Origin of the sequence: Arthrobacter sp. BE255 (assembly GCF_031457335.1) — a bacterium.
Classification (GTDB): Bacteria; Actinomycetota; Actinomycetes; order Actinomycetales; family Micrococcaceae; genus Arthrobacter.
This window is the reverse complement of the sequence record NZ_JAVDWK010000002.1, coordinates 435,742-454,697: the sequence shown is the minus strand read 5'-3', so window position 1 is coordinate 454,697 and position 18,956 is coordinate 435,742. Positions and strand designations below refer to the sequence as shown.

Below are 18,956 nucleotides of genomic sequence, written 5' to 3'. Positions count from 1 at the left end.
GAATGGGCGTGATGGTTTTACTGAATGGTGTCGGGCTGGAATGCCTGCTTAACGTGGCTGAGTACAGCCGCCTGAATGCCCTTCTCGTAGGCGACAGGGTCGTCGTCGCGGGAGGGGACCTGAACGAACTTTGCGTGTGGGAGTTGTGCCGCCCAGTTTTCCGCCAGCAAGAGCGGGTGTACTGGATCGCCAGGAGTGCCAACTATCAAAGCGGGCAGGACCTTGCCCTCTTGACTTTGGGCACTGTCGAAGGCGGTGTTGCGTGGAATCTCCGCTAAACGGATTGATCGCTCCAGCACACCGGGCTTGGTGAATTGGTCCCGGAGGCTGGCGGCCCCGCTGGGCGATATGGCTGCCACCGTCTGATACGCCACTGTTTCGGTAAAGCGGTGCAGACCTTCCTCTTGCCCGTATTGGTCGAGGATTTCCGCAATCACCTTCATTACTTTCAGGTGTTCCGGAAACGGGACGTGGCTGAAGGCAGGTCGGATATAGCCGGCTCCGCGCAGATCTAGGGCGTGCGTGTAAACCGTGTGAAGGGCAAGTGCCGCGCCCATTGAGATCCCGGCGATGTAGGTAGGCTTTTCAGCCTGTCCGGTTGCCCTGATCAGGGCGAGAAGGTCCGCAACCATGGCTGGGAACGTGAAGTCCGATGGCTCTCCTACCAAGGCAGTCGCGCCATGGGCGCGAGCGTCCGGAGCGAGGACCGCAATATCGTTCAAGGCCGCTCCTCGAATCAATCCGAGTGCCTGATTTCTGTCCCCGCCCAAACCATGGAGTAGAACCAGTAGCCGAGAGGCATCTGGGCTGCTTAGCTCATAGCCGGCGGCGGCAACATAGTCTTGGTGCCTGTTACTCATGCGACTGTGGCTGCGATGGAGCGAAGTCGGTGGCACAGTTCAGGGATCTGCACTTCTGTCGCATCCTGGATAATCAGCGGTACATGCCTGGGAAGATGGGAGCGCAGGTCAAGGACAAGCTCGTAATCCACGACGCCGAGGCCGTCAAGCGTTTCCGTCCATGGGACGGTGTCCTTGGCATGCACGCAGATGGTCTTTGTTCCGAGCTGGTCAAATGCTTCGCGCAGGACGGCTTCGTGCTTCGATTGTTCGTGTTCGGATATGAGATTCGCAGGGTCCAGAATAAAACCAATATGCCTTGCATCGTCACCAAGTTCACGGATCAGGCGGATGGCTTGGGCAGTGCCCGCCACTACATTTCCAGGTTCTGGCTCCACTGCTAATTGAACGTTCGATTCTTCCGCCGCGGACAGCAGTGCTTCAAGGGACTCTCTCATGTCCCGCCATGCCGACTCGCTTGCATTGTCGGGGTGCTTGCGCCACATGTTCTCGGGATCGCGACTGCCAGTGCATAAGGTTGCCGCCACGGCTCCGCTGTTGCTCATGGTGCGGATAAATTGTGCTGCCCGAGCGGTGGATGTCCTTCGGACCATGTTGTCAGGGTGTGCGGCGTTGTAGGTGGCCGAAAGGCCCCACACTGATCGGCCTCGTTCTTCGAAAGCCGTACGAATAGCCCCCAGGTCAGTCCGCTCGAGCTCGAAGCCATGTGGGATTGTGGGCAAGCCAATTGCGTTCAAGTTCAGCTGTACCTGGAATAGCGAGTTTGCGACAAAGGCATCTGCAACTTCGTGTGCTGAGGACCGCGGGAAGATTCTTGCGAATGCGCCAAGTTGCTGTTCGAAGACATCAATTTTTTGAAGTGCGTTCATAGCAGGACCTTCTGTTGAAGGGCTACTTGAGCCCCGTCGTTGGTCGACGACTCGGAGACCGCCTCAATCCAGCGCACGGCAGCCACTCCTTCCTCGGGGTCGGGGCTGGTGGGCAGGTTTTCGAGAATGGCTCTTGCGAAGTACTCGGCCTGCAACTTATAGGCGTCCGTGTCACCCGGGTGGTTGCTTATGGACGTACCGTCCGCTTCGATATGGACCGACACGGAACTGGCACGCTTGAAGAAGGGAAAGTGCGTCCGGATACTGATGTGTCCGTGTTCGCCGTAGACGTCCATTCCTTCGGCATAATCGCCGTGCACAGTGGTCGAGATTTCGAACGAGATCAATCCGCCGCTATTTGTCAGGTCGGCGACACCTTTCCACGTGTAGTCCTCCCCAACGTTGCCCACGCGGGCACTGACCCATGAGGAAGGCCCCCCGAAGAAGCGCAGTCCGTCGAAGAGATGGGCGCCATGGGTGGCGAGCAGGTATCGCTCGCGGTCAGCCTTGAATTGCTGCTCTACCCTGCGGACTTCAGGATCAACTACGAGGTCACCCGGGAAGAGGGTTGCCTCGATCGGGTGCCGATCGCTCATGACGCGGTACCAGGAGGTGAGACTGAGGATTCGGCCGATGCGAGGCAAATGCTGCCTAGCGAAGGCAATCCCTGGATCGTGGCGCTTCATGGCCCCGGTCTGGAGTTTGAGGCCCTTTTCATGGGCGAGATCGGCGAGTTCTGCCGCTTCAGTGCTCGTTGAAGCCAATGGTTTTTCCATCAAGACGTGTTTTCCTGCATTCAGTGCCAGCGCACCGAGTGACCTGTGGAACCTGTCCGGGGTCGCGATCAGGACCGCGTCGAGCTCGTGCCTGAGTAGCTCCTCTGTGTCGGTGAATCCCTTGATTCCATACCTCGCGGCAACTCCCTGAGCGAGGGCGGGGCTTGGGTCGCTGATGGCCACCAGTTCCAAATTTTTGGCTTTTACGAGAGCCGGCAGATGCGCTGCCTGTGCGATGCGGCCCGCGCCGATGACGCCGAGTCGGACTTTTTGGGTGTTGTCGAGCATTGTGTCGTCCTTTCTGTGGACTTGGGGCCTTGCCCTTTTGGTCCGGTAGATCTGGTGCAGTGCCGGAAGAGGCAACAGCGATGAAACGGATGGCCCGCATGGGCGACAATCCTTGGCAGGCCTCCAAGGCGTCGTGGATTCCTATGGACTTACGACGGATGTGGGTGCGGGGTCAGCGGATGCCTTGAGGGCGCCCCCTTGCAGCTGATTTGACGCGCGAAGGGCCCTGTCAGTGTTAGGCATCTGGCGGAATAACTCCCTTGCGGACGATAACGCCGCCATAAAGGCGTCGTTCTCCCGTGATGACTACGGCGTAACTGTTACTGGCCCTGTCCTTGAACTCACTTGGTTCGATAGCAGTCAGTGCAGTTCCCGGTGCATTCTGCCCGACGATTGAAGTGAATTCTTCGAAGATCGGGAGGATCTTGTCTGGCTTTGAATCGGCGATCATCCGCCAGGCGGTGGCGGGTTCTTCGACTTCGAGCGGCATCACCGAGAGGACGGCTGACAGAGCATCTGTCGCGGAAATGCCATCAAGACGAATGACGCGGCTTTTTGGATCGCACGGGAAGTTTGCGTCGACAATGGCCAGATCCTGGCGGTGGCCCATCGACCTCAGCGCGTGGAGTAGGTCCGGGGATAGCAGGGGGTTGATGTTTTTTAGCACGACTAACTCCTCGAAATCAGACAAAAGGTGCGATCAGCAAAAGAGCGGTGTTCGCCGAGAATGGTTTGTGTTGCGATGTGCAGCGCCCCGTCGGCCCAAGTCGTGCCTGTAAGGTCCCTGACGACGATGTGGGCGCGAGTTGCTAGGGCGGCCGGCCCTACGCCTAGGACAACTGAAGCGCCGGCGGCCAGAGCGGCATCGACTCCGGTTTCACTGTCCTCCAGAACGATGCATTCGTGGATTGCTGCGCCAAGTTTGGTTGCAGCAAGAAGGTATCCATCGGGGGCGGGTTTTCCATTGACGACATCATCACCTGTCACGACGACAGCAGGGCGCCGTAGTCCTGCGGCAGTAAGTCGGGCTCCGAAAAGTGCAGGCGTAGCGGAGGTGACGATCGCCCAGTTTTCAGCCATCGACTGGAGAGCCTGCACTGCCCCCGGCACGGGCGTGGTGGTGTCCGCGGCCTGAAGTTCGATTTCTTCGATTCTGTCCAGACCATGTTTCCTGGCGTTCTTCGGCAGGTGCTTGTCAACCGTTTCGGCGGATCTGCGACCGTGGATGCCTTGCAGCACGTCGTCTTCATTTAAGTTGTGGTCCTGAGCCCATTGACGCCAGGCGTTCTCTCCAGCGGAGGTAGAGTCAACGAGCACGCCATCGCAGTCGAAGAGCACGGCGTTGCAGCTGAGGGTGATAAAGGCCACGGTTAAACCTCCAGTCCCTATGTAAGGGTGGATCGACGCCGCGATAGCGCGTCCACGGTGGCAGCGAGGGCCAGTACAAGGCCGGTGACAATCGAGACGATGGCGGCTGGCTGGTTGAGCAGACCCAGGCCATTTTCCACGATGGCAAGAACCAGTCCGCCGATCACGGCGTTCGAGAGCTTTCCACGGCCACCGAATAGAGAGGTGCCGCCGATGACAGCAGCTCCTACCGCGAACAACAGTGTGTTAAGGCCTCCAGCGCTGGGATCGACAGAACCCACCTTTGACGAATAAATGATTGCCCCAACTGCGGCCAGCGAGGAAGAAATGATGAAGACGCTGGCACGGACCTTGGTGACGTCGATCCCTGCGCGGCGGGCTGCTTCGTTGTTGCCGCCGACAGCATAGACGTGGCGGCCGTATCTGGTCCTACCGAGAACGTAAGTTCCGGCTACAAGCAGGGCAAGTACGATCGGCACCACGTAAGGGACTCCGGCGATAATGACGGAAGGGTTCTGGGAACGGTTAGCGGTGAGGAGGGTGGTCGCAATGGCCCCCAGGACAACGGCAGCGACGACCTTGGCGATGACGACCACAATAGGCTGGGTAACCAGCCCGCGACGGGCGCGGGTCAGGTGTTTTCCTACCGTCACCGCAGCAAAACCTCCCACGGAAACCGCATAAAGCAGCCAACTGTTCAGCGTTGAAAGATTGCCGTTGGCAACAGCGTTCAGGGTCGGGGAGGTGTTTATGCCCAGGACCCCGCCATCGCCGATCAGCTTTAGGATTACGCCCTGCCAAGTAAGGAACAGGGCCAAGGTAATAACGAACGAAGGGATGCGTACTTTGGCCACCATGAAGCCGGTCAGCGTACCGATCGTTGTGCCAACTGTCACAGCCAGGAGCATTTCGATCCAGGGGTTGGCTTCGAAGCCCAGCACGGCGATGACGACAGGAATGACGCTGATGACTGCCGCGGCCCATATGCGCATCCAGAGTGCCAGCGCGATGCCCAGGATATTTACGGCAATGAAGATGATGAATACCGGCTGGCCCATAGCGCCAAGAAGGTTGCCGTCGTTGACGAAATGCAGAGCCAAAACGGCTGCTGTTACTCCGGAAGCCGCGCCTGCAGAGACGTCAATCTCGCCGATCAGGAGGACGAACACCAGACCCATCGCGATGAGCATTCGTCCGGATCCCTGAGACAGTAAATTGGCCATGTTGGTCACGGAGAGAAATACCGGTGACGTGGAGGCGAAAATGACGATAAGAACGGCTATGCCCGCCAGAGCCGGCAACGATCCCAGCTCACCGGAACGCAGGCGCGAGCCATAATCACGAACTGCTTGGGTCGTCGACTTTTTCAAAGTATCGCTGCCGAAGTCCGACTGTGAATGCAGAGTCGGTGAGGTCAAACTTGTTTTGGACATGGGGAAAATCTCCTCTAGAGGCCTGAAATGGCAGCCGTTTCGGGCTTTGGCAGCCCCAGATCGCCCGATCGCCCGGACGTGATTAGTTCGACGACTTGGTTCTGGGTGACGTCTTTTGCAGCTAGCTGGGCCACCAGTCGGCCCAGATAGACCACTGCAATTCGGTCAGCGACTTCAAAGACGTCGCCAAGGTTGTGGCTGATCAGCACAACCCCTAAGCCCTGCTCGGCCAGCCGACGGACAAGGTCGAGGACCTGGCGGGTCTGAGCCACACCGAGGGCAGCTGTGGGCTCGTCAAGAAGGATGACTTTCGAGTCCCACAAGACGGATTTAGCAATGGCGACCGTCTGGCGCTGACCGCCTGACAAGGCCTGGACGGGCAGCCTAACGGAGGTGATGGTGCGAACGGATAGGGAGGCGAGCGTTTTCCGCGCTTCTTCCTCCATTGCTACTTCGTTCATGAACCACTTCGAACCGCGTTCCCGGCCAAGGTACATGTTCTGCACGATGTCCAGGTTGTCCGCCAGTGCCAGGTCCTGGTAAACGACTTCAATGCCGAGTTGTGAGGCGGCCTTCGGTTCGGTCAGGTGCACTTCCTCGCCGTTGAATCGGATTGTTCCCGAGTCAATCGGGTAGATTCCGGCAATGCATTTGACCATGGTTGATTTGCCAGCGCCGTTGTCGCCGACCAGAGCCACAACTTCGCCGGGACGGACGGAGAAATTGACGTCGTGAAGTACATGGACCGGGCCGAACGCTTTGTTTACCCCCTGCAGTGACAATAGATCCTGACTCATTTGCTGATCCCAGCGATCTTGCAGGCTTCGACCAGATCGGAAGAACACAGCTGCTCGGCGGTCAGGTAGCCCTGCTCTACGACATCCTTGACGTTGGATTTGTCAACGACCTGCGGCTTCAGCAGCACTGACTTGATCTGTCGTCCCGACTTCGGGTCGGTGGTGGTCTGTGTGGCCAGGGAATCAGCCGCGCCGGTGTCCTTAGACGCTACTGCTGCCGCGAGCTTGGCGGCTGCCTCGGCCTCGAGTTTGATGGCCTTGAAGACCGTCATGGTCTGATCCCCACGCAGAATCGATTGAAGGCCGGCGAGTGTTGCGTCCTGGCCGGTCACTGGGACCACGCCGTTAAGGCCGTTCTTCTTCAGGACGGTTATTACGGCCCCGGCCATTCCATCGTTTGCGGCGATGACCCCGTCAACCTTGCCGCCGTTTGACGTAAGAATCTGTTCAAATTGAGTTCCGCCGAGCTGGTTGTCCCAGCCGGGAGTGAACTGGTCGCGCACAAGTTTGAGCTTTCCCGAAGAGTAAAGCGGCTCCAGAACTTCCATCTGGCCCTTATGGAACAGAATGGAATTGTTCTCGTCCGGGGCGCCCTCGATTTGGATAACCTCCGCACCCGGCTTGTCCTTCAACGCCGCAGCGAGTGCCGTGCCCTGCAACCGGCCAACCTCCACGTTGTCGAACGAGACATAATAGTCAGCGCTTCCGCCGGTATTGAGCCGGTCGTAGTCGATGGTCGGGATCCCTGCCGCCTGCGCCTTCTGCTCCACGGTGGCACCTACTTCCGCGTTGGGAGAGGCAATGATGAGCGCCTTGACCTGAGTGGCGATCATTCCATCCGCCAGGCTCGAAAATTTCTGTACGTCACCCTGGGCATTTTGGATGTTGGACTCGTACCCCTGCTTCTTGAGGGCGGCGGCGAGAAGCGGCTTGTCGAAAGCCTCCCACCGGGCGGACGTTGCGGTCTCCGGAAGAATGACGCCGATCGTGCCCTTCGACGGTCCTGCGGTGGAATCTGAGGTCGCCGATTCCTGTGCAGGACCCAGTGCATTGGCGCCGCACCCGGTGAGCATGAGCGCTGCGGCGCCGAAGCTGGCGAAAACAAGCGCGCGGGACGTGCGGACAGAAGATGATGTGCGGGTGGTGTTCATGGAGTTCCTCGTCTCTGAGGTGAAAATTGCAAAGGATGACTTGTGAACTGACGGGACCGGACTGTGGCGACCCTTGTGGAGTTCCTGCAGGCAGGTGTGGCGGCTTTCCAGCCGGGGAACCCGTCTTTGCTGTGAAGCATCAATCTCGGTTTGATCATCCGAGCTTTTCCGCTTTGACTCGTTCACTTACGTTTAGTAGCGATATATGGCAGTCTAGTACCCAATGGACCGATCCTGTCAAGGGCTTCGGCGGATAATCAGCGGGAAATCGAAAGTTTCCGAAACAATTCAAAAATCAAGAGGAGAAATAGCGATGGGCGCAGGGCTTTCAGGACAGGTGGCAGTTGTAACGGCGGCATCGAGGGGGATTGGCCGGGCGATCGCCCTTGAGCTTGCAAAGGCTGGGGCCGACGTGGCACTCGGGGTTCGGGATGTCAGCGGGGCCTCTGGGGTGGTTCAGGAAATCACCGCACTAGGGCGCCGGGCGTTGCCGGTCCGGATGGATGTCACTGATCTTGCTGGCTGCCGGCAGTCTGTCGACCAGGTCGTGGCTGACTTCGGCCGCGTGGACGTTCTCATCAATAACGCAGGCGGAAGTATTCTTGGCGATGCCCTCGTCGTAAGCGAAGAGGATTTTGCTTCGGTGTGGGAGCTCAATGTGAAGTCAGCCTTCTTCATCTCTCAGCACGCCGCGAAGCACATGGCCAGATCTGGGACTGGATCGATAGTGAACGTCGCTTCCCAGGCGGGCGTGGTGGCACTCCCAGGGGAGTCCTCGTACTGCATTAGCAAGGCCGCGTTGATCCATATGACTAAATGCCATGCAATCGAATGGGGGAAGATGGGGATTCGCGTTAATGCCGTGGCACCCACTTTTATCGAAACTGACGGAACCTCCGGGGCTCTCGCAGATGAGGCTTTCCGTGCAGACACTCTCGAGCGGATTGCGGCTCTTCATCGAGTTGGCACGCCCCACGAGGTCGCAGCCGCAGTAGCTTTTCTGGCATCCCCTGACGCTTCTCTGATCACGGGGCACACCCTTGTCGTCGACGGGGGATGGACGGTCCGATAAGTCCGGCGCGGTGATGTCAGATTCGTCATTATCGGCGACAGAAGTTGCGAACTCTCGCCATCCTGCCGTGCTAGCGTAAAAGGAAAGCAAACGAGTTGTATCGAAAGATTGGCCATGCTGACTGGCTCGGGTCATGGCCGTCCGAACACGCTAGGAGCCAAAATGAAGACTGCAACCGGAAGCCGCTCTCCTGAATTCGCCGAGGAGCGACGCGCGCACATCCTGGAGATGGTGAATGCCCGCGGACGCGTTACAGTTACGGAGCTCGCGGAAGAACTGAATGTCACGCAGCCGACAATCCGCAAGGACATTTCCAGCCTGGATGAACAGCGCAAGCTCCGGCGGACGCATGGTGGAGCGCTGGCAGCAAAGCCTCTTTATGAGACACAGATCGACACGAGGCGAAATGCCAACGCCGACGGCAAAGCCCGCATCAGCCAGGCATGCCTGGCCCTGATCAAGGAAAACGACTCCATCTTCCTCGACTCGGGTACGACGACCTTGGGCATCGCTGAAGCCCTCGCAGCGGAGGCTGAGGGCGGTCGCTTTGGCAGAAGTCTTAATGTATTGACAAACTCAGTGCCCGTGGCGCGCGTACTGGCTAACATCGGAACGATTCACCACACCCTTCTGGGTGGCCAATTGCGTCCCATTGCAGACAGTCTCGTTGGGCCAGTAGCCCTCCAAGCTGCACGGCAGTTCACAGTCAATCTCGCGTTCATCGGAGTAACCGGCATTGCCGGGGACCAGTTCAGCGTCGCTGATTTGGGCGAAGCCGATCTGAAGCGGAGCTTGCTTGGTCAAGCACATCGAGTGGTAGTACCTATGGACGGTACGAAGATAGGACTGACCGATTTTGTCACCCTCTGCCGCCTCGACGAAATCAGCACACTAGTGACTGACGAAGACAACGACTACTTAGCCACACTCTGCAGAGGGAAGGGCGTGGAACTTATCGTCGCGCCGTAACCTTCGGTGCCACCGCAAAAACAACCGGAATTTTGGCACTGGGACGTACCAATTGGCCGGAGGGAACCCGCGCGGGTTGTCAGATCCTGACGGCTGCGCCACACACGTGCTCCCAAGCGGGATAGTCCCTATGCGCTTTTAGGGACGCGCCACATTCCCTTCTTCACCTGACAAATACCTTAGAGTCGCCTTACCCACCCTCTCGCGGCTTTGCCATGACCCGTATCGGCTTCTATGTACAAGGGGCTAGAGCCCTCCATTGCTCGGATCATTGACCAGCTGCTCTGGCCGCAGACCGCAGGCAGTCCCGACGCCGGCTGATCGATCCCTCATCGGAAGGTAGGAGACGGCCTCTTTCAGGCCCCCACGAATTTTGAACACCGATAACCCACGTTCCGCCAGTAATCGCCGCTTGGACTCCGGCATTACGGGCGGGCCGGCAGGGGAGTGCTTCACCCCAGCTTCGCGTGGCGCAGATACTGGTAGACGGTCTCCCCGCTGATCCCGTAGTCACGTGCAGATAAAAACCACGGGAGTAGAAGCAGAAGGACTCCCATCCACTGGTTTTGTCGCGCCAACTGAGAGGTTGCCTGGATTGAATGACGGGGCGACGGCCGCGAAACCAGGGTGCATCGGCACTGCGTGGAACCGGCCCGACCGCCGGTCAGGACTCCAGCGCCGCCGCAAACCAGCCCGTGATGGTGGCCGGATGGGTGATGGCGGTGCCCACGACGACGGCGAACGCTCCGGTGTCGAGCGCCTGGCGGGCCTGCGCGGGAGTGTGGATGCGGCCCTCTGCAATCAGCGGCACACCGAACCCCGCCGCAGCGATTTCTTCCAGCAGTGCGAAGTCCGGACCTGATGTCTTGGGGCGCTCGCCTGAGTAGCCGGCCAGGGTGGTGCCGATCAGGTCCGCGCCGGCGTCGACGGCTGCAACGGCGTCCTCGAACGAGCCGCAGTCGGCCATCACCAGGGCGTGTGAGTCGGCGTGGATGCCGGCCACGGTCTGGGCCAGGGTGAGTCCGTCGGGGCGGTCCCGGCGGGTGCCGTCCAGGGCCACCACGTGGGCGCCGGCGTTGGCCACGGCCAGGGCGTGCCGGAGTGTGGGCGTGATGAAGACGCCGTCGTGCCCGTCCTTCCACAGCCCGATCACGGGGACCTCGACGGCGGTGCGCGTGGACTGCACGTCGGACAGCCCCTGGACGCGGACCGCCGCTGCCCCGCCGATGACTGCCGAGGCCGCCACCTGGCCCGTGGTGCGCGGGTCCCGCATCGGTTCGCCCGGGTATGCCTGGCAGGACACAATTAGCCGGCCGCGGAGGGATTCAAGGGCTTGCGGGGTCAGGATCACGGTCAGTTCCTCTGGAGGATAGGGGCGGTGGAGAGGACGAGGCTTGCGGCGCCTACCAGGGCGGCGGCGTTGCCGAGAGCGGCAGGAAGCACAGGAAGATCGGCGAGTGAGGGGAGCAGTTCGGCGCGCAGCGCCCGTTCCATCGGCTCCCACCACGACGCACCGGCGTCGGACAGGCCGCCGGAGACCACCAGCACCTCGGGGTCGAGGACGTTGGCGAGTCCGCCCACGGCCTGCCCGGCGGCGGCAGCTGCGACGCCGACCGCCCTGACAGCCGCGTCATCGCCGTTTGAAGCGAGGGTGAAGACCGTGCGGGCGTCAGCCGCCGGGGCCTGCCCGCCGAAGCGAAGGTACGCCTCGCGCACGGCCGGACCGGACGCGATGGCTTCCACATGGCCGGAACCGCCGCAGACGCAGGGGAGCGGGGCGCCGCCGTCGAACGCGTACGGGGAGGCGAAGTGGCCCACGTGCCCGCCCGCGTAGCGGTGGCCCAGGACCGGGCGCCCCTGCAGGACAAAACTGCCTCCGACGCCGGTGCCGACGGCCACCAGCAGCGAACTCGCCGTTCCGGCAGCGGCACCGGCCCGGGCCTCGCCGAGCGCATGGGCGTGGACGTCGTTCACAGCCATCACGGCCGACGGCGGCACCCCCAGCCGCGAGGCCAGCCCGGCAGTCAGTTCAGTCCCGGCCCAGCCGCGGATCGCGTCGGTCGCGGAAACCACCACCCCGCGCGAGGCATCTATAACCCCGGCAGAACCAACACCGACGTGCTCTACGGCGATCCCGGCGGCAGCAGCCCGCCGAATCAGCCCCGAGACCAGCGCCGCAGTAGCATCCAGAATCGCCGCGCCGCCGTCGCGGTTCAACGTAGGAATGGTCTCCGAAAACAGCACCTCGCCATCCCCAGAGACAACCCCGGCAGCAGTCTTGGTGCCCCCCAAATCAACGCCAATCGCGTACTGCATTTCTGTCCTTACATAGTTTCCTGTGGTTGCGGCGCGCCGAGGGCTCCATTTTGCCGGCCCTTAGACACCTCCCGCCGCCATATTCCCGTCGCTGAGCGACGTCCATAAGGCTCTGGTCGGCGATGCGGGCCTACGCAAAACGAAACCCCCTGCGCTTCGGTGAGACGGTCGCCTAGGGTGCGGCAGCAGTGTTCCGGGTAGGCGCGCATCGCCGACCAGAATGGTGCGGAGGTCGCCCAGCGACCGGAGCGGCATGGCGGGAGGTGTCTAAGCGCCGGCGGAACGCTGCTGCCGAGCCCGACCCGGCCCCGACACGAACTAGACCAGCGCGTTGCGTTCGAGGATGACCTTGATCGCCGTTGTCTCGTCTTCGTTCAGTGCAGGCATGGGCACGCTCATGGTGTTGGACTCGATGACGCCCATGATCTGCAGGGCGGTCTTGAAGGCGCCGAGGCCGGCCGCACCGCCGGAGACGCGACCGTTGGGGGTGTAGACGATCTCGAACAGGTCGGCCAGGCGATCCTGCTCGCAGGAAGCGGCAGCCCAGTCGCCGGCCCGTGCGGCATCGAACAGGTTCCGGTAGCCGCGCGGGTCCACGTTGCCGAGGCCGGGCACAACGCCCTGGGCGCCGCCGAGGAGGGCGCCGTCCACCACCACTTCGTGGCCGGTGAAGATGTCGAAGTTGGGGATGCCGCGGGCCGCCAGGAGCAGCTGGCGGAAGGACACGTCGTCGCCGGAGGAGTCCTTGACACCGGCGATCACGCCGTCGCGGCCGAGCCGGACCAGCAGGTCGGTGGGGAGCTTGAAGTGGGTGCGGACCGGGACGTCGTAGGCGAAGATCGGCTTGCTGACCGCGGCTTGGATGGCGCGGAAATGCGTTTCGGTCTCCTCGGCGTTGCCGATGGCGTAGTACATGGAGGTGACCACAATGGCGTCGGCGCCGAGGTCGATGACCTTCTTGGCTTCCTCGATCACACGGTTGGTGGTCTGCTCGTTGGCGCCCACGATCAGCGGCACCGCGCCGGCACCGGCAGACGCGTTGGCCTCGGCGATCGTCGAGACCACCAGCTCACGCTCGGCGTTGGTCATGTAGGGGACCTCGGCGGAGGAGCCCAGGACGAAAAGTCCGGACACGCCGCCGTCGAGCAGGTGTTTGGTGAGGTTCTGCAGCGACGCGGTGTCGATGCTGCCGTCAGCGTGGCGTGGGGTGACGACCGGCGGGATAACGCCCTGGAACTGGGAAGACACGGAAAAACTCCAATGAGAGGGTGGGTGAAAGCGGGGGATAAAAAGGGAAATTTAGGTGTGGAGCAGGCTGGGCGCTGCGCCGAGGAGCTTCTTGGTGTAGTCGTTGCGGGGGGAATCGAACACCTGCGCGGCAGCGCCTTCCTCCACGATTTCGCCGAAATACATCACGCAGATGCGGTCTGACACGTAGCGGACGGTCTGGATGTCGTGCGAGATGAACACCATGCCCAGGTTGAGCTGGGTCTTCAGGTCGGACAGCAGGTTCAGCACCTGCGCCCGGACGGAGACGTCCAGGGCCGACGTCGGCTCGTCCGCCACGATGATGTCCGGGTCCAGCGCCAGTGCCCGGGCGATGGCCACGCGCTGGCGCTGCCCGCCGGAAACCTGCGACGGCGTGACTCCCGCGGCCGAGTGCGGCAGGCCTACGAGCGCCAGCAGTTCCTTGACCTTGGCTGCGCGGCTGGCCGCGGTGCCGATGCCGTGGACCTGGAGCGGATCCGTGAGGATGTCCTGGATGGTCATCCGCGGGTTCAGCGCGGTGGCCGGGTCCTGGAACACCACCGAGACGGCGCGGCCGAATTCCTTGCGCATGGCCGCGTTCCGCTTGATGGCTGGCTTGCCGTGGAACAGCACTTCGCCGGAGGTCGGGGCCTGCAGGCCCACCAGCACGGAGGCCAGCGTTGACTTGCCGCAGCCGGACTCGCCCACGATGCCCACGGTCTCGCCGCGGCTGATGGTGAAGTCCACGCCGTTGACGGCCTTGACGATGTTCGGGCGGAAAAGGCTGCCCGTCCGTGCCCGGTGATGGACCTTGACGTCCTTCAGTTCGATGACCGGCTTGCCGGTGGAAACGCTCACTGTGCGTCCTCCTTCAGGTGGCTGGCCCAGTAGTGGTCGGCATCGCCGCTGACGGACGTGAGGACCAGTTGCTGGTTGGGGTCGGCGTCGGACCGCAGTGACCGCGCCGCGAAGCGGTCGCCCGCGGCGAAGTCCTGCGGTGCGGGCACGGTCCCGGGGATCTGGTGCAGGCGGACGGCGTCGGCCTCGATGGAGAGCACAGCACCCAGCAGGCCGCGGGTGTATTCGTGCCTCGGGTTCTGCAACAGCTCGGATGCCTGGGCGGATTCCACCACCTGGCCGGCGTACATCACGGTGATGCGGTGCGCGAGCGATGCCACCAGGGCGAGGTCGTGGCTGACGAAGACCATGGCGAAGCCGAGCTGCCCGCGCAGTTCGTTCAGCAGGTCCACCACCTGTTTCTGGACGGTGACGTCGAGGGCGGTGGTGGGCTCGTCGGCCACTACGATCCTGGGTGAGCGGGACAGGGCCATGGCGATCAGGACGCGCTGGCGCTGGCCGCCGGAGAGCTCGTGCGGGTAGCTCGCCAGGGTGCGGACGGGATCCAGCTTCACCATTTCCAGCAGTTCGGTGGGGGTCTTGCGGCCGCCGCGGCGGGTGAGCTGCAGCATCTGGTCCTTGATCTTCATGGACGGGTTCAGCGAGCTGAGCGCGTCCTGGTAGACCATGGCGATCTGTTCGCCGCGGAGCCCCTGGTAGGCCTTGGCGCTGCTGTTGCCCGTTGCCGGGTCCAGCAGTTCCTTGCCGTCGAACTTGATGGAGCCGGTGACCTGGGCGGTCTTGGGCAGGAGGCCCATGATGGCCAGCGAGGTGATGGACTTGCCGCAGCCGGATTCGCCTACCAGTCCCATGGTTTCGCCTTCGCGGACCGTGAAGGAGACGTTGTCCACGATCGCGGTGTCGCCGAAGCGGCCCGGGAAGCGGATGGACAGGTTCCGGACTTCCAGGACGGTGCGGGCGGTGGCCGGCACCTGCGGGAGCCGGTCGGCGCGGCCGGCTTCGACGGCGGCGAGCAGCTTCAGCTCCTGGTCCAGCAGGGCGTGCGGGTTGGCGAGGGCCGTGCGCGGGTCGTGGAGGATGCCGGCACCTTCGGCACCGGAACCTCCGGCACCGCCGGCGAACGGGGCCGCATCACCCGAGGCGGCGCGGACGCCGTCGAGCTCGTGCTGTTCCACCACGGAACCCTGCGCCACGGACGTTCCGATCTCGGTGTCGACGGCGGTGGCGGGGACAGCGGCGGAGGAACCGTCGTCGTCCTTCACTGCCGGCGCCCGGCGCAGCTTCGGGTTGACCATGGCATCGGTGAGGCCTTCGGCCAGGATGTTCAGTGCCAGCACGGTGAGCAGGATGGTGAGGCCGGCGAACGTGGTGGCCCACCAGCCACCGGAAAGGACCAGGTTGCGGCCGTAGGAGATGACGTTGCCCCAGGACGGGGCGGGGTCCTGCACGCCGGCGCCGAGGAAGGACAGCGACGCCTCGAGGATGATTGCGTCGGCCACCATCACGGTGGCGAACACCAGCACGGGGGCGGCGGTGTTGCGGACGATGTGCTTGAGCAGGATATAGAAGCGGCCGGCGCCGATCACCCGTTCCGCCCGGACGTAGTCCTCGCCGTACTGGGAGAGCACGTTGGCGCGGACCACGCGGGCCAGCTGCGGGGTGTAGATGACGGCGATGGCCACGATGATGGTGGGCACGGTGTTGCCGAAAGCAGCCAGCAGGACGGCTGCCAGGGCGATGCCGGGGAACGCCATCAGGATGTCCATCAGGCGCATGATCAGTTCGTTCACGGCTTTGCTGGACGTGGCGGCGAGGGATCCCAGCAGGGCTCCGACCACGACGGCCAGGCCCACGGCGCCGAGGCCGATCAGCAGCGAGGACTGGGACCCGTAGAGCAGCCTGGAGAAGATGTCCCGGCCCAGCCGGTCGGTGCCGAAGAAGTGTTCGCCGCCCGGCGGGGTGGCCGGAATGAAGGATTCCAGCGGATCGTGCGGGGCGATGACCGGCGCGAAGATGGCGGCAACGGCGATCACCGTAAGGAAAACGAGTGCCAGGCGGGAACTCCAGGGCAGGGCCTTGAAACGGATTCCCGGGGCGCTCAGGCGTTCAGCAAGTTTGCTGCGCATGGGTCAGACCGTCCTGATTCGGGGGTTGATGAGCAGGTACAGGAGGTCAACGGCGATGTTGACCAGGACGAAGGTGACCGAGATGACCAGGACCACGCCCTGCACCAGGTTCACGTCCAGGTTGGTGATGCCGTTGAGGATCAGCTGGCCCATGCCGGGCAGCGCAAAGATCATTTCAATGACGACGGCGCCGCCCAGCAGGTAGCCGATCCGCAGTCCCAGCACGGTCACCGGAGTCACCAGCGCGTTCCGGAGCACGTTCTTGGACACCACCTCGCGGTAGGGCACACCGTTGCCGACGGCCGTGCGGACGTAGTCCCGGTCCAGCTCCTCCACCATCGAGGTGCGGACCACCCGGATGAGCGAGGCCGAGACCGGGATGCCAAGCGCGAGGGCCGGAAGCGCCATCGAGTTGAGCCAGCCGCCAAAGCCCGATTCCGGCGTCGCGATTCCCCCGGAAGGGAACAGCGGGCTGGAGCCGAGGGCGAACCACTGGATCAGCAGGATGCCCAGCCAGAACGACGGCGTGGCGACCGCGGCGATCGAGAACACCCGCACCACCTGGTCCTGCCACTTGTCCCGGTACAGGGCGCCCAGGATGCCGAAGGCCAGTGACAGGACGACGGCGATCAGCACACCCAGGAACGTCAGCTGCAGGGTCAGCGGAAACGCGGTGCCGATCATGCTGGCCACCGACTTCGCCGGGGGAGTGGTGACGCCGAGGTCCAGCTGGAGCAGCTTGCCCAGGAAGCGGAAGTACTGCAGGAACAGCGGATCGTTCAGGCCGTTGTCCTGCCGGTACTGTTCCTTGGCTTCCTCGCTGGCGCCGTCGCCCAGGGCGCTGCTGGCCTGGTCGCCCGGGGCGGCCTGCAGGACCAGGAAGACCAGCAGCGTGATGCCCAGGACCATCAGGGGCAGTGCTGCGAGCCTGCGGCCCAGGAGGCGCAATATCGTGACCAATGTAATCTCCGGTTTGTTGGGGGTGCTGCAGTTCAAGATGTTGCGGGGCCTGCTCTGCGTGCTCCCCGGGGGATTAGGGGCGTAGAGCAGGCCTCACAACGCAGGGGTGCGCGTCAGGCCGTGCGGCCGACGCCAACGAAGGAAACCCCGGTGGTGGGCAGCGGCTTGAAACCGCTGAGCTTTTTGGAGTCCCAGGCGCTGGGGAGCTGGCGGTGGAAGACCGGGTAGAGCGGCAGCTCCTCGGACACCAGGTCCACGATCTCGCCGGTCAGCTTCTTGGCCTCGTCCTTGGCGGACTGGCCGGCCTTGGCCATCAGATCAACCAGCTTGGCGCGCTCAGGTGTGGAGGCCCAGTAGGCGCGCCCCTTCATCCACGTGTCGCCAGCGTAGAACCAGCTCAGGAGCAGGTCGGCGTCGTTGCCGAAGACGGACGGGTCACCCGGGGCAGCGACCACCGTGTAGTCACCCTTACCCACGCGGTCCGTGTACAAGGCGCCGGACTGCAGGTTCTTCAGGGTGACCTTGACGCCGGGGATCTTGTTCCAGGATTCGAGCATCAGCGGAGCCACGTCCTTGACCCAGGCGGTGTCCGTGGTGAGGAGTTCGAATTCGAGGCTGGTGACGCCGGCTTCCTTGAGGAGTTCCTCGGCCTTCTTGGCGTCGTAGCCGTAGACGTTCTTGGCCTTGACGTAGTCCGGGTGGCCTTCCTGGAAGTAGGAGCTGGCCGCCTTGGCGTTGCCGAACAGCGCCTTTTTGATGATGGATTCCTTGTCCAGGCCGTAGTGCAGCGCCTGGCGGACCAGCTTGTTGTCGAACGGAGCCTTGGCGCAGTTGAACATGAGGAACAGCAGGCCGAAGGACTGGACGGACTCCACGGTGGCCTTGGACTTCAGGCCGTCGATGTCCAGGTAGGGGACGTCCTCGATGGCCTGGACGCGGCCGGACTGCATGGCGGTGACGCGGGCGGCGGCGTCGGAGAGCAGCAGCCAGGTCATGCCCTTGGCCAGGGCGGGCATCGGGCCGTTGTAGGCCGGGTTGGCCTCGAACACGATCTTGTCGTCCTTGACGGCGGAGACCAGCTTGTAGGGGCCGGTGCCCACAGGCTTGGCGTCGAACGCCTTCAGCTGCTCGGAGCCCAGCGGGAAGTTGGCCAGTGCCTTGGGCACCACCTTGACCACGGAGATGCGTGCGGCGAAGCCGGGGAACGCGTACTTGAGGGTGAACTCCACGGTCTTGGCGTCCAGCGCCTTGACCTCCTGGATGAAGGGGATGAACTGGGAGAAGAGCGACTTGTTGGCCGGATCCAGCACGCGGGTGAAGGAGAAGACCACGTCTTCTGCAGTGACGGGGGTGCCGTCGTGGAAGACGGCGCCTTCCCGGAGGGCCACCTGGTAGGTGGTGCCGTTGACCATCTTGGGGTCGGCCGCGGCGAGGGCGTTGTAGGGCTCGCGGGTGGCGGGGTGCAGTTCCACCAGGCCCTCGTAAATGTGCAGGTTGGCGGCCAGCGGGGTGGCGCCGGAGGAGGAGATGGGGTCGAACCCGGTGGAGAGGGCGTAGGAGATGCCCGCCTCAATGATGAGGTCCTTGTTCACCGGGGCCGTGTTGGACGTGGCGCCGGCGGTGGTGGTGGCGGGGGCTCCGCAGGCAGCAAGGGAGGTGGTGAAAGCCGCGGCCGCGCCCAGCGCGCCCGTCAGTTTGAGGAAGCCGCGGCGGCTGGCGTCAGTAGCCAGCGGCAGGTTCTTAAGGGTTGTGTTCATGAGATGCCTCGCCATTCCAGGGTGTTTATCGGATGTAGGACGTCCGATGCTCGTAGAATGACTGTAAGGGCCATCACATCCCCGCGTCAAGCGTTAAGAGTTGCGGGT

General features: G+C 62.8%; 17 protein-coding genes. 2 read left to right on the top strand and 15 right to left on the bottom strand.

Annotation, left to right across the window (positions count from 1 at the left end):
- Nucleotides 1-17: 17 nt before the first annotated feature.
- The 8 genes from J2X42_RS05300 to J2X42_RS05265 form a co-directional block, all read right to left on the bottom strand.
- Nucleotides 18-860 (bottom strand): alpha/beta fold hydrolase, encoded by an 843-nt coding sequence (locus J2X42_RS05300; protein ID WP_310162944.1) that lies wholly within the window; start codon nt 858-860, stop codon nt 18-20.
- Entirely contained in the window at nt 857-1,729 is an 873-nt protein-coding gene (locus J2X42_RS05295; RefSeq protein WP_310162941.1) for a TIM barrel protein, read from the bottom strand. Before J2X42_RS05295 ends, J2X42_RS05300 begins: the two co-directional genes overlap by 4 nt.
- The gene (locus tag J2X42_RS05290; protein WP_310162939.1) at nt 1,726-2,793 is read right to left on the bottom strand and encodes a Gfo/Idh/MocA family oxidoreductase; all 1,068 of its coding nucleotides are present in this window, start codon (nt 2,791-2,793) and stop codon (nt 1,726-1,728) included. The genes J2X42_RS05295 and J2X42_RS05290 overlap by 4 nt, the downstream gene beginning before the upstream one ends.
- A 235-nt stretch (nt 2,794-3,028) precedes the next feature.
- Complete coding sequence (locus J2X42_RS05285; protein ID WP_310162938.1) at nt 3,029-3,460, bottom strand: RbsD/FucU domain-containing protein; 432 nt, start codon at nt 3,458-3,460, stop codon at nt 3,029-3,031.
- A 2-nt stretch (nt 3,461-3,462) separates the two neighbouring features.
- A complete protein-coding gene (locus J2X42_RS05280; RefSeq protein ID WP_310162935.1) occupies nt 3,463-4,161 on the bottom strand; it encodes an HAD-IA family hydrolase in 699 nt (232 codons plus the stop codon).
- Between the two features lie 17 nt (nt 4,162-4,178).
- Complete coding sequence (locus tag J2X42_RS05275; protein WP_310162931.1) at nt 4,179-5,594, bottom strand: ABC transporter permease subunit; 1,416 nt, start codon at nt 5,592-5,594, stop codon at nt 4,179-4,181.
- Between the two features lie 14 nt (nt 5,595-5,608).
- Complete coding sequence (locus J2X42_RS05270) at nt 5,609-6,391, bottom strand: ATP-binding cassette domain-containing protein (RefSeq protein WP_310162929.1); 783 nt, start codon at nt 6,389-6,391, stop codon at nt 5,609-5,611.
- The gene (locus J2X42_RS05265) at nt 6,388-7,542 is read right to left on the bottom strand and encodes a substrate-binding domain-containing protein (protein ID WP_310162926.1); all 1,155 of its coding nucleotides are present in this window, start codon (nt 7,540-7,542) and stop codon (nt 6,388-6,390) included. The genes J2X42_RS05270 and J2X42_RS05265 overlap by 4 nt, the downstream gene beginning before the upstream one ends.
- A gap of 313 nt (nt 7,543-7,855) precedes the next feature.
- On the opposite strand from J2X42_RS05265, the gene J2X42_RS05260 reads away from it, so the two are divergent.
- Both J2X42_RS05260 and J2X42_RS05255 read left to right on the top strand, forming a co-directional pair.
- Nucleotides 7,856-8,614: an SDR family NAD(P)-dependent oxidoreductase gene (locus J2X42_RS05260; protein WP_310162924.1), complete on the top strand. Its 759-nt coding sequence runs from the start codon at nt 7,856-7,858 to the stop codon at nt 8,612-8,614.
- A 162-nt stretch (nt 8,615-8,776) separates the two neighbouring features.
- Nucleotides 8,777-9,583, top strand: coding sequence for a DeoR/GlpR family DNA-binding transcription regulator (locus J2X42_RS05255; RefSeq protein WP_310162922.1), 807 nt, complete (start codon nt 8,777-8,779; stop codon nt 9,581-9,583).
- 664 nt (nt 9,584-10,247) lie between these two features.
- Here the strand turns inward: J2X42_RS05255 and J2X42_RS05250 are convergent.
- From J2X42_RS05250 to J2X42_RS05220, 7 genes are all read right to left on the bottom strand, one after another.
- Nucleotides 10,248-10,934 carry an N-acetylmannosamine-6-phosphate 2-epimerase gene (locus J2X42_RS05250; protein ID WP_310162920.1) on the bottom strand — a complete coding sequence of 229 codons (687 nt, stop codon included), beginning with the start codon at nt 10,932-10,934 and terminating at the stop codon, nt 10,248-10,250.
- A 2-nt stretch (nt 10,935-10,936) separates the two neighbouring features.
- Nucleotides 10,937-11,899 carry an ROK family protein gene (locus tag J2X42_RS05245; RefSeq protein ID WP_310162918.1) on the bottom strand — a complete coding sequence of 321 codons (963 nt, stop codon included), beginning with the start codon at nt 11,897-11,899 and terminating at the stop codon, nt 10,937-10,939.
- Nucleotides 11,900-12,217: 318 nt separating this feature from the next.
- A complete protein-coding gene (locus tag J2X42_RS05240; RefSeq protein ID WP_310162916.1) occupies nt 12,218-13,147 on the bottom strand; it encodes a dihydrodipicolinate synthase family protein in 930 nt (309 codons plus the stop codon).
- Between the two features lie 51 nt (nt 13,148-13,198).
- Nucleotides 13,199-14,005: an ABC transporter ATP-binding protein gene (locus tag J2X42_RS05235; protein WP_310162914.1), complete on the bottom strand. Its 807-nt coding sequence runs from the start codon at nt 14,003-14,005 to the stop codon at nt 13,199-13,201.
- Nucleotides 14,002-16,131: a dipeptide/oligopeptide/nickel ABC transporter permease/ATP-binding protein gene (locus J2X42_RS05230; protein ID WP_310162913.1), complete on the bottom strand. Its 2,130-nt coding sequence runs from the start codon at nt 16,129-16,131 to the stop codon at nt 14,002-14,004. Before J2X42_RS05230 ends, J2X42_RS05235 begins: the two co-directional genes overlap by 4 nt.
- A 3-nt stretch (nt 16,132-16,134) precedes the next feature.
- Nucleotides 16,135-17,091, bottom strand: coding sequence for an ABC transporter permease (locus tag J2X42_RS05225; protein WP_310162911.1), 957 nt, complete (start codon nt 17,089-17,091; stop codon nt 16,135-16,137).
- Between the two features lie 113 nt (nt 17,092-17,204).
- The gene (locus J2X42_RS05220; protein ID WP_396134021.1) at nt 17,205-18,863 is read right to left on the bottom strand and encodes an ABC transporter substrate-binding protein; all 1,659 of its coding nucleotides are present in this window, start codon (nt 18,861-18,863) and stop codon (nt 17,205-17,207) included.
- Nucleotides 18,864-18,956 lie beyond the last annotated feature (93 nt).